At 52.1% G+C, this 14,912-nt stretch carries 11 protein-coding genes and 1 pseudogene; 8 read left to right on the forward strand and 4 right to left on the reverse strand.

What is annotated here, in order from left to right:
- Positions 1–313 precede the first annotated feature (313 nt).
- The 8 genes and pseudogenes from PMI29_RS13235 to PMI29_RS0130195 all read left to right on the forward strand — a co-directional run bounded on the left by PMI29_RS13235 (position 314) and on the right by PMI29_RS0130195 (position 10,135).
- Positions 314–577, forward strand: a complete 264-nt coding sequence (locus PMI29_RS13235) for a DUF2790 domain-containing protein (RefSeq protein WP_007998847.1) — start codon at positions 314–316, stop codon at positions 575–577.
- Positions 578–766: 189 nt separating this feature from the next.
- Positions 767–961: pseudogene (locus tag PMI29_RS13230) on the forward strand (hypothetical protein); the annotation flags it as partial.
- A 529-nt stretch (positions 962–1,490) separates the two neighbouring features.
- Positions 1,491–2,738 (forward strand): ribonucleotide-diphosphate reductase subunit beta, encoded by a 1,248-nt coding sequence (locus PMI29_RS13225; protein ID WP_007992761.1) that lies wholly within the window; start codon positions 1,491–1,493, stop codon positions 2,736–2,738.
- Positions 2,739–3,009: 271 nt separating this feature from the next.
- Positions 3,010–5,640: a Z1 domain-containing protein gene (locus PMI29_RS13220; RefSeq protein WP_007998851.1), complete on the forward strand. Its 2,631-nt coding sequence runs from the start codon at positions 3,010–3,012 to the stop codon at positions 5,638–5,640.
- The gene (locus PMI29_RS30610; RefSeq protein ID WP_007998854.1) at positions 5,633–6,625 is read left to right on the forward strand and encodes a PD-(D/E)XK motif protein; all 993 of its coding nucleotides are present in this window, start codon (positions 5,633–5,635) and stop codon (positions 6,623–6,625) included. The genes PMI29_RS13220 and PMI29_RS30610 overlap by 8 nt, the downstream gene beginning before the upstream one ends.
- Positions 6,622–8,472, forward strand: coding sequence for a hypothetical protein (locus PMI29_RS13215; protein WP_007998855.1), 1,851 nt, complete (start codon positions 6,622–6,624; stop codon positions 8,470–8,472). The genes PMI29_RS30610 and PMI29_RS13215 overlap by 4 nt, the downstream gene beginning before the upstream one ends.
- Positions 8,469–9,377 carry a hypothetical protein gene (locus PMI29_RS13210; protein ID WP_007998856.1) on the forward strand — a complete coding sequence of 303 codons (909 nt, stop codon included), beginning with the start codon at positions 8,469–8,471 and terminating at the stop codon, positions 9,375–9,377. Before PMI29_RS13215 ends, PMI29_RS13210 begins: the two co-directional genes overlap by 4 nt.
- Positions 9,377–10,135: a DUF6339 family protein gene (locus PMI29_RS0130195; RefSeq protein ID WP_007998857.1), complete on the forward strand. Its 759-nt coding sequence runs from the start codon at positions 9,377–9,379 to the stop codon at positions 10,133–10,135. Before PMI29_RS13210 ends, PMI29_RS0130195 begins: the two co-directional genes overlap by 1 nt.
- A gap of 224 nt (positions 10,136–10,359) precedes the next feature.
- Here PMI29_RS0130195 and PMI29_RS30615 read toward each other — a convergent pair whose 3' ends face one another.
- The 4 genes from PMI29_RS30615 to dcm all read right to left on the reverse strand — a co-directional run bounded on the left by PMI29_RS30615 (position 10,360) and on the right by dcm (position 14,678).
- The gene (locus PMI29_RS30615) at positions 10,360–11,319 is read right to left on the reverse strand and encodes an HNH endonuclease (protein WP_007998859.1); all 960 of its coding nucleotides are present in this window, start codon (positions 11,317–11,319) and stop codon (positions 10,360–10,362) included.
- A gap of 49 nt (positions 11,320–11,368) precedes the next feature.
- A complete protein-coding gene (locus PMI29_RS13205; protein WP_007998861.1) occupies positions 11,369–12,634 on the reverse strand; it encodes a type II restriction endonuclease in 1,266 nt (421 codons plus the stop codon).
- The gene (locus PMI29_RS31180; protein ID WP_081501673.1) at positions 12,595–13,086 is read right to left on the reverse strand and encodes a very short patch repair endonuclease; all 492 of its coding nucleotides are present in this window, start codon (positions 13,084–13,086) and stop codon (positions 12,595–12,597) included. The genes PMI29_RS13205 and PMI29_RS31180 overlap by 40 nt, the downstream gene beginning before the upstream one ends.
- Positions 13,087–13,241: 155 nt before the next feature.
- Positions 13,242–14,678, reverse strand: a complete 1,437-nt coding sequence (gene dcm / locus PMI29_RS13200; protein ID WP_033052439.1) for a DNA (cytosine-5-)-methyltransferase — start codon at positions 14,676–14,678, stop codon at positions 13,242–13,244.
- Positions 14,679–14,912: the final 234 nt, after the last annotated feature.

Genomic DNA, 14,912 nt, shown 5'->3' on the forward strand with positions numbered 1-14,912 from the left:
AACCGTAACTGGTGTCCAAAATTAGTTGACCAGTTCAGCTCGCTCGCGATGGGGCACTTAAGGACACCCATTTAAAGTCTGAGACCCACACAGACCGGGGATTGTTACAGGATCTGTCAAAGGTGTTTATCAAAACCACCTCTATATGAACGTATCCGCGCCCCCTAAAATCTGCCACGCCAACAAGGCAATCTGATTAACCAAGTTGCAGCCCCCACGAAGGCAGTTAATCAAACACCCTGGTACTGAAGTTCCACACGCAATCTCAAAAGGGTTGCGTGCCCCCTCTCGACCTTGGAAAGGTAAAATTCAAATGAAAGCTTTATTGGTTCTGGCCCTCGGCAGCGTGTGCGTAACCGCCATGGCAAGCGAGGTCCCGGCTGATGTCGCGCAGCAACAACCGCCCGTTGAGGAATACACTTACTCAATGAATCTGGACATCGCCAAAGTAATCTCCATGAGCGAAGCCCCGAACGTTTGTGAAGTTGTGCCAATGAAAATGGAATACGAAGATTCCCACGGTCAACGGCATATCCTGCGCTACAGCATGATGGGCAACGGTTGCTCTAACGGCTGACTCCCTGCTTCACCCCTCCCCCAAAAGGTTCGACCCACCCGCCGCGATCAGGCAGATGAAGCGCCGAACCTTAATGATCGATTTAATCGATTGCTTTAAGCATTTATTTGCGCTTTTTAATCGAATTAGCAGGCGTAGAATCAATTGCAACCCAAGACAAACAACGCCTACGAAACTGGAGCAATGACCATGAAAACCCAACTGATCCTCGCCCTGACCCTCTCCGTCCTGGCTGCCAACACCTTCGCCGCCGATGGTTACGACCGCACCGGCTCTGCCGCTTACACCAGCGAAGCGGCTGTCGCTTCCGACGGTTACGACCACACCGGTTCGGCGTCCTTCGCAGCCGATGGTGCCGACCACATCGGTGCAGCTCGCCTGAGCTGATCCGCCAGCGTGACTCCATAGCCCGGCTTCGGTCGGGCTTAGTTGTGTCTGGAGCCTGAGAAAACCCCACCGAAACACAAGATGTAGTGAAAAAAGCCTTTTTTGGTTATTTCTTGAGCAAAAATAATCCAGGGCAAAAAATCAGGAAAAAAAATCTTCCCCCGCCAACGTCGTTCAAAGCCCTGTAAACCCTCACTCTGACCGAAAAACGGTCGCCGTCGACCGATCCGTGAGCCATTTCGCCGCACCACAGCACGCAAAACTTCCCTATAATGCGGCCTTAAACGGGCCTGCAATATTCCCTTACAGGGATGAAAGCCAGTCTGAAGCCCCGCACAAGCGATCAAAGCTTGCTGCGCCCATCAGTGGCTCTCGGAACCCCGTACAAAATTCTGTTTGATGCCTGCGTATAGCTGCTGCAAAAAACGATTCCTTTAGATCCAACGCGGCCAGTAAGGCCGTGTGAAAAACCGACCTATACATTTTCACACGGGCACACTGGCCCTCACGCAGGAGACGACACGTCATGCTGAGCTGGGACGAATTCGACAAAGAAGACACGGAAGTAGCAGTCAAGAGCGCCAACGCTGGCCACGCCACCGAAGCCAACATGGACCGTCTCGACAGCGCTGGCGGTGCCGCCGCCCTGGAAGCCCGTGCCGTGACCGCGTCTGACTCCGCCGCCGTTGCCCGCGCCAAGGCTGCCCTGGATTCCCTCGACGTCGCCGAAGGCCTCGCCGAACTCGAAGGCGCCTCCGCCCGTGTCGCCGTTGACGAAAAGCGCATGATCAACTGCCGCGCCGACCTCAACCAACTCGTGCCATTCAAGTACGACTGGGCCTGGCAGAAGTACCTGGACGGCTGCGCAAACCACTGGATGCCGCAAGAAGTCAACATGACCGCCGACATCGCCCTCTGGAAAAACCCGGAAGGCCTGACCGACGACGAGCGCCGCATCGTGATGCGCAACCTCGGCTTCTTCTCCACCGCCGACTCCCTGGTTGCCAACAACCTGGTCCTGGCCGTGTACCGCCTGATCACCAACCCGGAATGCCGCCAGTACATCCTGCGCCAGGCCTTCGAAGAGGCGATCCACACCCACGCCTACCAGTACTGCATCGAATCGCTGGCCATGGATGAAGGCGAAATCTTCAACATGTACCACGAGATCCCGTCGGTCGCGAAAAAAGCCACCTGGGGCCTGAAATACACCCGTTCGATCTCCGATCCGAAGTTCGAAACCGGCACCGTCGAAACCGACAAAGAACTGCTGCGCAACCTGATCGCCTACTACTGCGTCCTGGAAGGCATCTTCTTCTACTGCGGTTTCACCCAGATCCTCTCCATGGGCCGCCGCAACAAGATGACCGGCGTCGCCGAGCAGTTCCAGTACATCCTGCGCGACGAATCCATGCACCTGAACTTCGGCATCGACGTGATCAACCAGATCAAAATCGAAAACCCGCATTTGTGGGATGCTGAAATGAAGGAAGAAGCTTCGCAGATGATTCTGCAGGGTACTCAGCTGGAGATTGAATACGCTCGTGACACCATGCCTCGTGGCGTGTTGGGCATGAATGCGGCGATGATGGAGGACTATCTGAAGTTCATCGCTAACCGTCGTCTTTCGCAGATCGGTTTGAAGGAAGAGTATCCGGGGACGACTAACCCGTTCCCTTGGATGAGCGAGATTATGGACTTGAAGAAGGAGAAGAATTTCTTTGAGACGCGAGTGATTGAATACCAAACCGGTGGTGCGCTTAGCTGGGATTGATTCCTGCTGAACCGAGCACTCTTGAAAAGGCCGCCGAAAGGCGGTCTTTTTTTGTGTCAGCTGTCGCTACAAAGGCCCTTGATGTTACGGTGCTACCAGCCGATGATTGTGCCCAGATCAGTTCCCTCAGGACAGGCCTTAACGCCTGCTCAGTCAGGACAGAAATCGTGCACGACGGCAAACTCACTATGGCAGGGATGAGCCAGACGACACACAGGATGTCTGGAGCTTTGCCTTTTTGGTATTGGCCATCGGCCTTACAGGAAGCTCTATGACAGATCCTCAGATTGACATATTCGAAAAACAGATTCGCGAAAAACTCCCCACCCACGAAAACGCCGCTATGGCGGCTGAAGCGATCAAACGCGATGCCGCTGTATTTGGCATGACGTTTTCAGCCGATATGGACCGCAACCTATCCATCGCACTGGAGCGTGTGACTGCTTCGCTGGGAAATGTTGAAATCCTGCGTCACAACTCACTTTTCAAGCCTAGAGACGAGTGGTATAGCGGCCCGAATGCCCGGGACATCCATTGGCCAGCGCTGGAAGGCTACCTTGATAATGTCAAGGGATGGGACGAGGACGCCGTCAAATCAATCGATAAAAGCTCGTCCGAGGTTGTTTCCTTACTGGCCAATCCCGCTGCTGCGGAATTCCGTCACCGTGGTTTGGTTGTGGGCTATGTGCAGTCCGGCAAGACGGCCAACATGACGGCCGTTATCGCTAAGGCGGTCGATGCTGGCTATAACCTAATCGTACTTCTCGCCGGCGTCACAAATAAACTCAGGGCTCAGACCCAAAGCCGAATAGAAAGCGACGTCGTGGATCGGTATCGGCACATGTGGCAGCTGTATACCGAGCAAGATGAGAACGGAGACTTCGTAATCCCGGCAAACCGACATTTCACTCTGCCCGTATCGGGTCGCGCGCAACTAGTCGTCATGAAAAAAGTTGCCTCGCGGCTGGAGGCCTTTCGCAGAACCATCATCGACGACAAAGGACGATGTACTTCGACCAGTGTGTTAGCCCAACTCAAGGTCCTTATCATTGACGACGAATGCGATCAGGCGTCAGTCAATGCAGCCAACAATGATGAGGACATGACCCGAATCAACGAAGAGATCCGAAAAATCATCAGGGCCCTTCCGGCAGTGTCCTACGTTGGCTATACCGCCACCCCCTTCGCGAACGTATTCATCGATCCGTATCCACGCAATAAAGGTGAGCTGGATGACCTTTATCCGGAAGACTTCATCACGGCACTGCCCCGTTCCAAAAACTATTTCGGTGCGAGAGAAGTGTTCGGTTTCGATCCGAAGGACGCCGACAACGAAAGTGCGGCGGAAGCCGGCCGGGACATGATCCGGACCATTCCTGTGGAGAAGCTGAAGATATTGCGTCCCGCACGGGCGACGGACAAAGCTTTCAAGCCACAGATGACCGAAGAGCTAGAACAGGCGCTTCTCTGGTTTCTGATTTCGTGTGCCATACGCCGGGCCAGAGGCCAGGCAGGAGATCACATGTCGATGCTCATTCATACGTCCCCGCTGATTGCTCAGCATGACGGGATGGATGAGGTCATTTCGGGATGGCTAATAACGCACAACACCGATTTGAGTAGTGGAACCGGAGCGATTTCCGCGAAGCTAATCAAGACGTTTAACGATGAAACCAAAGCAGTTCCATTAGAAGGAGATGCTAATCCCCTCACAGTTAAAAAATTGATGCCGCATCTTCAACAAACTCTGAAGACGCTAGAGATTGCAATCGAAAACGGCGTCAGCGATAAGCGGCTGGACTACTCCAAGGGTCCGAAAACCTATGTGGTGATCGGAGGCGCGGTACTTGCCCGGGGCCTCACGATTGAAGGCCTTTCCGTTTCGTTTTTCCTCCGCACCTCAATGCAGTACGACACGTTGCTACAGATGGGGCGCTGGTTTGGCTATCGCGGCGGTTACGAAGATCTTCCGCGGCTTTGGACTACTGAAGAGCTGATCTCTAGTTTCAGAGCGCTAGCACGCATTGAAGAAGAAATTCGCGACGACATCCGCATGTACCGCGAATATAAAACGACACCTGCAGAATTCGCTGTAAAGGTGCGCGCCATTCCAGGGATGGCTATTACTTCAGCATCGAAAATGCGCCACGCCTTCCGCACCAGCATTAGCTTCGAAGGCCGGCATGTACAAACGATTCGCTTTCATCATCAAAGCGAACGCATCGTCAGCGCCAACTGGTCAGCCGCAGAGCAACTGGTCGACGATATCGGTGCCGACAACATCAACGACTTGGGCAACAGGAAGCTCGCGCAAGGCGTGCAGTTGGGGACGATCCGCAAATTTCTGAAAACTTATGAAATCTGCGACCAGCACATGGATCTGAAGAGAGTAATGCTGTTGGCCTACATTGATAAAGTGGAGCAACAGTTGCTGGAATGGAACGTAGGTTTCATCACTCCTGGATCGAACCTATCGAGAAAAGCGCTTGGGACTCTGGGCAAAGTCCCGACCAACCGCCGTGCCAGACTTGCTGCTTCGGAAAAGAGCTATGCCGACATCAAAGCATTGATGTCGAAAAACGACATTCTCATTGATGCGGTGAGCCCCGCCAATGAAGACGATAGCGACTCATGGTCTGCGTTCAAGCAACGCCGACCTGATCTTCCCTTACTCCTTCTATACGTAATTGACCGAGAGTCGCCCTCAAAAGCAGGCTCGGACAATCGCGTAGCACTGGACGCCACAGACGACCTCATTGGCATCGGCATCGTGTTTCCAGGTGCCCAGGACCGTGCAGGTTCGTACTACGCAGTCGAGCTGGACGTCGCCGTCGCCGAGAAGGTCGACGAAGAGATTGAAGAGCTCATTGCAGCAGAAGAGGCAGAGACGATCAATGCATAAGCCTCTAGAACGCTGGTCGCACCTCCGGGCCAGCGCATTGGGTGACGGTGTAATTGACATCCCGACTATCGACTCCGGCATCAATACCGGCTTTGGTGCGGCGCGTTACGCCATCACCCTTAACGGTGAGCCTCGCCTTTTGGTCCCTACCAGTGGGCGATATCCTGGGCGGCTTCCATCTACCGACAAATTATCAGTTTCAATCACCAGTCTCGCGGTCGCTGGCAAAAACGTGTTGTTTATCGACATCATGTGCTTGGAGCGAGCGCTGGATCCGGTATTCGCAGAACTGGTAGAAGCCATTCTGCGGCGCGTGGAAAATGGTGTCTCCCCCAATGCCGCGGTCACCAGTGCTATTCATGACTTTCAAGAGTTACTGAAAGCAGTTTCAGGACCGGAAATTACTGAAAGTGCCATTCTGGGCCTGGTCGGTGAACTGTTCATACTTCATGAACTGGCGAGCATCAATTGCACTGCAATCGAAACCTGGGTGGGCCCTCTTGAGCAACGCCATGATTTTCGTCGCCACGTCCATGCCCTCGAAGTTAAAACATCCCGCCGCCTGGACGCGACCCGCGTGTCCATTCATGGCATTGACCAATTGGAACCGCCTACTGGGGGATCACTGACTCTGGCTCACATCAAAATCGAGCGAGCGGAGGACGGCGAGCTTTCTGTGGCTGCTCTAGTCAAGCGACTGCATGACATTTTCGTGGATAAATCTACACTTCAACAGCGCCTTGCCGGGATCGGCTGCCAGAACCCAAGTGCCCCAGAGTGGAATCGCATAACCTATTCCAGCCCCGTAATGACTGTTTTTCAGGTAGTACCGGGGTTCCCGGGGATTACTCGTGCCAGCTTTGCTTCAGGTTCGCTCCCATCCGGTGTAGGCGACCTTGAATATTCCATAGACCTGACGCACGCAACCGCATATGAGCTTTCAGAAAGCGAAAGACGCACTGCCTTTGAGAGGATCGCGGGATGACACATCTGGAACTGTTCAGCGAACCTTTTGCCCGGACTGGGAATATCGCCGCCGATGGATTCAGAAAGTTGCTTGGCTGCCCTGCGCAGGACCTTTTACAGACGGTGCTTCGCGAGTCCATCCAGAACAGTATCGATGCAGGCCGCCTCGGTAACGGTCCATCCATTCATGTCCGCTATCGCACACTGACGCCAGAGCAACAGGCTTTTCTTCTTCAGCATGTCCTATCCGACCACATTTTGTGTGATCAGACGCAGGAAACCGTTCTGAACTCGATCGCGAAACCCAATCTGAAAGTATTCGAAATCTGCGACTTCAACACGACAGGCTTGGGCGGTCCAACCTCTGGAGACGCAGCCGCCGAAGGTGAAGAGACGCTGGATTTCGTGAACTTCCTGCGCAACGTTGGGGTGACACGGGATACTCATCATGGTGGCGGTACTTACGGTTATGGAAAAACGTCGCTGTATGCCATGAGTGCCTGCTCCAGCATTCTTGTGGATACTCAGACAACTGTTAGCAATTTACCAGTGAGGCGGTTTATGGGCTGCCATCTTGGGAGTGCTTTTGATGCAGTTGCACCTGACGGCAAACGAAAACGCTTTACCGGACGCCACTGGTGGGGCCTTAAAGACGGTGAAGGCGGTATCGATCCGGCTACTGGCGAAACGGCTGCCACATTGTCATCGTCGCTTGGCATGCCGTCACGCGGGGATGGGCAAACCGGGATGACTGTGATGATTCTTGATCCTCACATGGATAAAGAGGCTCGGCCGCCTGAGCATGAAATCATAGAAACCATTCTGTGGAATTTCTGGCCGCGATTGACGGCGAGCACACCTGCGAATCGAAAGCTCGACATCCGCCTGTTCATCGAAGAAGAGGAAGTGGCGCTTCCTACTCCTGAGCAGTTTCCTCCATTGGACCTTTTTGCATCTGCCATTGCGGAGCACCGGAAGGCCGACGGTGAAGTGATCCGAATACAACGCGACAAACCGCACAAGCTTCTGGGCGCGCTGGCATTTAAAAGAGGCATGCGCGCAACACGCTGTGGCGCAGCACTTGATGAGTATACAAATGTGCCCCCACAGGCGAGTCATATAGCTGTGATGCGGCCCGTGGAACTCGTCGTAAAATACATTTATGGTGACCCATTCCCTGACGCACGCTATGAATGGGCAGGAGTCTTTATATGTTCCGATGAGGAAGCAGTGGAAGAAGCGTTCGCGAAGGCAGAGCCGCCCGCCCATGATGATTGGGTACCGGACATGCTCCCAAGCGGGGACTCAAAATCATTCGTAAGAGTCGCACTCAAGCGACTTGAACACTATGCCAAGAACTATGCGGCGCCAGCCCTGTCAGCTGTCGCAGCTACTAGTACCAAAGGCCCCTCGCTGGCGAAGACAGCAGCGAAACTAGGGAGCCTTCTCGATGCTGCCTCAGGCAAAGGACCGGGGAAACCACCCACCCAGGGTGGCAGCCAGTCTCGTAAGCGTAACGACCTTTCCATATCAACCCCTTGGTTCATCCGGCTCGAAGCTGGCGAAAAAAGCCAACCATGCGCGGTTTTTCAGGCCGAGTTACGCAATGACGAGGCGGATACAAGGCTGAAGATCATTGCCGAATCCCGGCTGATTGCCGACGGAGGTATGACCGACAACACTGATCTGCCGCCTGGCTTTGAATCCAGAGTGTTGAAGATGGAGCTAGACGCCACAAAGCAATCTGCACAGGGAGGCGTGCTTGATGTAGGCACAGAGAGCGGAACTGTGACCGTTTGGGTACTTTGTCCGACTGATGCCGCTGTCGGTGTACGCCTAGCGTTTGTCAGCGGGAGTGAGCAATGAAACGGATAGCTCTACCATTTCTCACGCTTTCAGAAAATACAATTGAACTCAGAGAGTGGACCATAGGCGAACAAGGGCAGCCTCGTTATCCTCTCGAGGACATTCAAGAGAATTGGGACTATGAGAAGGACCTAGAAATCGGAGTGGAGGTCAACGTCAACTTCGAACAAGCCGCAACCGATCTAGCCCTCGACCAATCTACGCTCCAGATGGCAGCAGTCTTGATGGTCGGAACCGGGGCAGGCACCATGCCACGAGCGGTCCATCGAGCCTGCACCAGGATTCTCGGCCATACAAACAAGAACATTCGCTTGGCTACAACACTTGCTGGTCACACTCTCTCATCGCAGCTGCATCTTGAAGTGCGGATACTATTCGAAGGTCCCATCGGGTCAGGCAAGCCTTTATCCCCGGCTCTAAAAGGTGCGAAACTGTGGCAATCCGACCGCCGCATACTTCTTGAAGACGGGGGCAGCTCGCGCTTCCCGATCGAGCTCACCAGTTTTACAGATACCTTTCAGGGCATGCCTGAGCAAAATGCGCCGTGGTACGTGGTTTGGGACCCATCGAACTTTCACGCGGACTTCGGCGGCAATGTGCGTTTATACGTCAACTCCGACATTGAGGAGGTTTCGCAGCGCTTTGTAGATGGCGACCGTTTACTCCTTCAGGCCATTGTCGCTGACGTCATGACCCAAATCATTTCGGTTGCGCTCGAACACGATAACGAAGAAGACTTTCTCTCAGGCTTTGAGGAAGGGTCCATCGGCCAACAAGCGCGGGTCTGGATTGAAACGGCCTTCCGTGGACAGAGTCGGGATGTTATCAGAACTATCCGTAGCAGGTATCCGGGACGTTTTCACGCGTCCATTCTCGCAGCCGCCGAGTTAGGGAGCGAAGAATAATGGCCGTCGCACTACTCCCTCGCCTTAAACCAATCGGGGTGGACACCGCATTGGCGCGCTCCCTCCAAACTGGCGTGACTACTAGCGCTACCCTCAATGTGCTGTCGGATTACTCGGATGTACTGTCGTTTGCTCCCAGCGGAGGATACAAAGCGGGAGCTGCCGCGATAGCAATTGGCCGTGAGTTAAAGGCAATTGCTGTAAGAGCAGGCTTCCCTGCCGCTACGAGCCAGAGTGCCAAAGCCGAGTTCGACCAAGAAGCCGCGGTTTATTTGGCTCAAATCTCTGAACTACAGAGTGGAGAAGCCCTTAGGAACGATGTTTGGGCTTTTCTCACGACAGTCATTGCCCCTGAGCTTGTCAGCTGGCGTTTTCCCGGGGAAAGTCGCAATCGATTCACCGGTGGAAATCGCAATACGTTCCAGCGACTCTGGATTCGTGGAACTGGCTTAGACCGGGGAAGCGATCACCCAGATCGCTGGGGCCTCGTCAAAGCACTGCCCGAAGATGCAATGGTCCAGATTTTCGAAAGGTCCGCAATTGCCAGCAGTCGGCGCCTTACAACCGCAATAGCCGAAGGCTGGATCGGAGCATCAATCAAGACCGGCAAAGGTACGATGGAAAACATTATGCGAAAGGCCATCAAAATACTTCGCATCCGGAACGAAATCATCGACCTGTCCTACCTTGATGACGACCAACTGGAAATGACCATTGTTACAGCCTTCGAAAGTGCAATATCCGTCACAGCCCATTAATCTGCGAAGTCTGGGCGTGGAATGCCGGGTGGCGTCGAGCAGGTCAAACTGACGCCACCTGGTTTAGCCCAACCCACGTTCATCTAAGCGAGAACGGACCGAGAGAATACGATGTTGGAGGCAGGATCCATATGCCAGACTTGCTAGGTCACCGAAAAGGTCGATCGTAAAGATTTCGGCACCACAAGTTGTAAAAGCTGATACTCCGCTCTCCGGACTCAGAGTTAGTTATTATCACTAAATCTGTTCTTCCGATGCCACGTAAGGGCATCCGGGTGCGCCACAAGCTTGTTTCCACAAAACTCGTCCAGCCTTTGGCCATCCCTAACGACGAGGTTTCTATTTTCAGAAATTTGTGCTGAGTTTTTTGCGACCTTTACATTTTGCTCGGTGTCTACGCACCAAAGCCCAAGATCGAATGCCCAGTGGTGCGGTTTGCACAGAGCTAGTCCATTCCTGACATCATCCACTCCCAATACCGACCTTGGTACAATATGCGCAGCATCAAGCTCTGAAGCCTCGCCAGCACTTTTCATGCCGCTATTGCATAAGACGCACTTGTAGTCGTAGTGCTGGAGCACTCTTTTACGGAATGCTTTTGACCTGGATATTTTCGTTTCAGAGGAAACCGAAGTTTTTTTCTCGATATCAAATAATGTAAACGGAAGCCTTTCACGAATCTCCTCCGCTTCGACGGCTGTATTATATTCATCCGCCAGGGAAAGCGGTATATGCTGGATATCAAGCACACCCCACGATCGGCCTGCAATCAACCCCGCAACTTTTCTAAATTTCGGGTCTCCCCTATTAATTAGCTCTAGTCGGTATATGTCTACTTCACCCTTCCGGCGGGAGATCAGCATGACATCATTCTCTTTCGCCAAATTCAAAAGCCCCATGACATTTGCCGTTATTCTAGTTTCTCCGAGCCTAGTGCCGCCCCATGTTTGTATCCGATAGTTAGTCAAAACCGAAAACTTGTGCTTCCCATTAAGATAAAGTTCAGCCGCTAATGGGACAGCGATTGTAGGCACACTAGAAGTCGGCTCTCCCGGCAATACAGGCATATACTTACGAAGTTCAACAGGGACTCTGAAGCCCGACTGATGACCTTTTGCAAAGCCTATTTCGCCGCTACGCAAAACTTTAAATATCGGGTGGTCCCACTGCGAATACTTGGACATTTTGCTTCCTGCCATCGACGGTAACACTCAAGCCAAAAAGCATAGCCAATCAACGTCGTGATCGGCTACACCCATGATCTTTCGTAAGGGCAATAAAACTCTCAAGCGCCATCAACCAGCCTTTCTGTGAACCGGAATAGGTCGCTTGTATTTTTTCGGGTACTACAAGCTGCAATCCATGAGATCGCATTTCCAAAGTCTGACTTTCGCTAATAGCAGCTTCCATCGTAACCAAGTGCTTCTCGGTAATTCTGTGAGCCTCGCTCAAAACCTGGCGCCAACGATCTTTACAGGTTGTCTTTGCCCCTAGCATAAATAGCTTCTCAGGAGGAAACGCAGGGTCACGATACTCAGCAAAGCCCGGAAATATGAAATCAGGTCTAGAGTTATTTTCAGTTGTTAATCCTTTGCCTCGCCCTTGCTGAAAGCGCAAACCGTGCAATCGGAAGATTTCATCCAGATGTCCTTCAAATGCATGGCCCACCCTGGATTTCCGACGATTTTGCACGCTCAAAGAGAAACTGATGAACTCATCTACATCATCACCCGCCTCGCCAAAACCACTGCGAAGTCGCTGCTGAACCAAATGCCGCTCGTAGATACGAAAAAGCTTTTCTTCATGCTCCATCCAATCAAGGATGGTTTGATCGGGGCAGCCTAGAGGATCGACCATTTCTTCAATAGATTTTCTCGCATATATCGAGAATGCAGAAGTCGTTGGAAAAGCCTTTCCGCCAAACAAATGAACGAGTTGTTCAAGCCAAACATCATCTCCCGTTTCAATTCGGCTTACTTCAATTCCTAAATCTTCTAGCATTAACCGTAATGGTAAAAGCAACTGCACAGAGTCCAGCGTTCCCGATGTGAAGCTTTCGTCTACGTGATCCAGACCGAACAGAAGCCGCAATTGGCTTTCAACCGTGCTACCTGCTGGTGTGAAAATCATCAGCAATGATCCATCACGCATCTTCGCTACCAGAAGAAAATCCCCCTCTTCAAGCAACTCGGTTACTGCATTCGTATTGTAATAGAGACGAAATTCAGCGCTTCGATGAGGTTGCTTTCGCCGACAGTCGTACCAAGTGACCATCCCTTCGCAGATATCGGGCGCAACAGATTCATCCGTAAAATAAATTTGCTTGGTTTTGAATCGATACTCCTGGTTCTTCCCGGGAGTACCTAGGTATTGCTTAAATCCTGCGGCAGGAAGGCCACCGATTTCGTGCTGATGAGAGCGGCCTGGATCTGCATCCACAGCGCTCAAGTACTTGGCGGCTACACCTTCGAAGTAGTCACTAATGCGGTCAGTGAACATGCGTTTTCGTCTATCTGTAAATATTCATTACCGTTTATCAGCCACTCAGCCATGAGGTCAATCAATAAAAGGGATTTCTCTCGCTTCATTGACCTTACGGCGCACTCCCAAACAACAAGAACCCTCCACCCTTGCCCCAACAGGGACGCTTCATGGGATCGGTCTCTGATCTGATTTTTACCGATTTTTTCCAACCAAAAATCAGGTCGCGTCTGGGGGACTTTGAAATATCGACAGGTGTGTCCATGCCAAAAGCAGCCGTGCACAAACACCACTGCATTGTATTTTGGTAAGACCAGATCAGGTTTACCGGGGAGATGTTTAACGTGCAAACGGAAGCGAAAGCCACGTGCATGCAAGGCTTTGCGGATTAAAACTTCTGGCTCGGTATTTTTACCCTGAATGCCAGACATCATTCGAGAGCGTGTTGCCACATCCACAATATCGACCAAAAACCCACCCCCACGCAATCGATAGCTCCATCCCTTTGTATACCTTAGGAGCGAGTACTCTCAAGGTTGGATGTGAGCTATCCGATGCATTCGAGAATGTCGATCGACGCGCCGGAGCACAAGCGCTCCGGACTTACTGCTGGAGGGGTATCTCCTCACTCGGGAAGGGCAAACTCCAACTGTGGTCGCTCCGTGTCAGCAGTCTTTTCCTTTGCAGCCAAAATACGATCTTTCATAAGCCGAGCCACAGCTTCAAAAACCGGGACGGCAACCGAGTTACCAAATTGACGGTAAGCTTGGGTATCAGATACAGGTATCACAAAATTGCTTTCGCCCGGCTTGTCGAAGCCCATCAAGCGTGAGCACTCATGTGGAGTAAGCCTACGTGGCCGATTGATCTGATTCAGTTCACTGTTGAAATCCAGGCTCTCCACAAAACCGCGGTCTACCAAAATCTCCGACCCATCCTTGTGGTATCTAGCGGAGAGCGTGCGCGCCACATCATTCGGACGAGTCAAACCAAAGCCAAAACCATTGCCTTTCTCGCGGTGTTTTTCGGCATACCGATAAAGGTAGTCCCAAAGCTTTGGTGTCAGGATGTACTTGCTGTCCACTTCCTTATCAAGTAAATCACCGAAGCTAGGTCGCTGCTTGGGTATCAGTTTGCTGATATCGCGTAGCGTGAAACCTTGGTGAACATTCAGGTCCCGACGGAAACCTACCAGCACGATTCGCTCGCGATGCTGTGGCAGGAAGTGTCGTGCATCAATGACTTTTGGATCTGTTCCCTTCGGCGCATTGACGTCGGCAACCTCGTAGCCCAGTTCATCGAGAGCCTCGCAAATGATCCGGAACGTATTGCCCTTATCGTGGCTTTTGAGGTTTTTCACGTTTTCAAGCAAGAACGCGGCTGGCCGCTTTGCAGCAATAATCCGGGCCACATCAAAAAACAGAGTGCCTTGGGTTTCACATTCAAAACCGTGTTTGCGTCCCAAGGAGTTTTTCTTGGATACACCTGCCAGGGAGAACGGCTGGCATGGAAAACCTGCCAACAGAACATCGTGATCAGGGATCTCACGATCAATATGCCTGTACGCCTCCTCATCACTCACTTCGGGCTTGTCCGAAAGAGTGACCGAGCGAATATCCAGGTTGAAGCGATGCCGAACCGGATCGCAAAAATGGTTTGCCTTGTAGGTTTTGACTGCGTATTTGTTCCACTCGGACGTGAACAGACATTCGCCACCGATGGCTTCAAAACCTTTTCTGATGCCCCCGATACCGGCAAAAAGATCAATAAAGGTAAACGAAGGTTTATGGTTCAAACGCTTGGGTAAAAGAGCTTCCAGGCGAGTGAATTCGATATGAGAAAGCTTTGGTGAAGCTTTACCTTTGACCCAGCGATTTATGGTTTCACGACACCAGTGAGTCGGACTGACATCGTTGAGAATCTCAGCGAGCTGACCTTGATCATAGATTTCCAGCAGCTTATGAAGCAGTGCGAGATCAGTGGCTGGATGGGTATCTGTGTCATGGGAGCGCGAACTCATTTCACTCAAGGATTCAAAAGATGGTGTTTCAAAAAGATTCATGAGCCCGAGATCCTCTGGGTCAAAGCTGTGACGAATGGTCACCATTCTAGCCCTTGAGACTTCAAAGTAAATGAAATTTCTTGGGCTCCCAAACATTTGGGTTGATGACGCACGACGGGGATAAGGATAAGAATTTGCAAACGAAAATCACTGTATATACAGCCAGTCTAATTCACTCTTCGTCGTTGTCCAGCGATCCTTGTGTTCCGAAATTTATGTAACGAACTGTGGGTT

It is taken from the genome of Pseudomonas sp. GM49, from assembly GCF_000282355.1.
In the GTDB taxonomy this organism is placed as follows: domain Bacteria; phylum Pseudomonadota; class Gammaproteobacteria; order Pseudomonadales; family Pseudomonadaceae; genus Aquipseudomonas.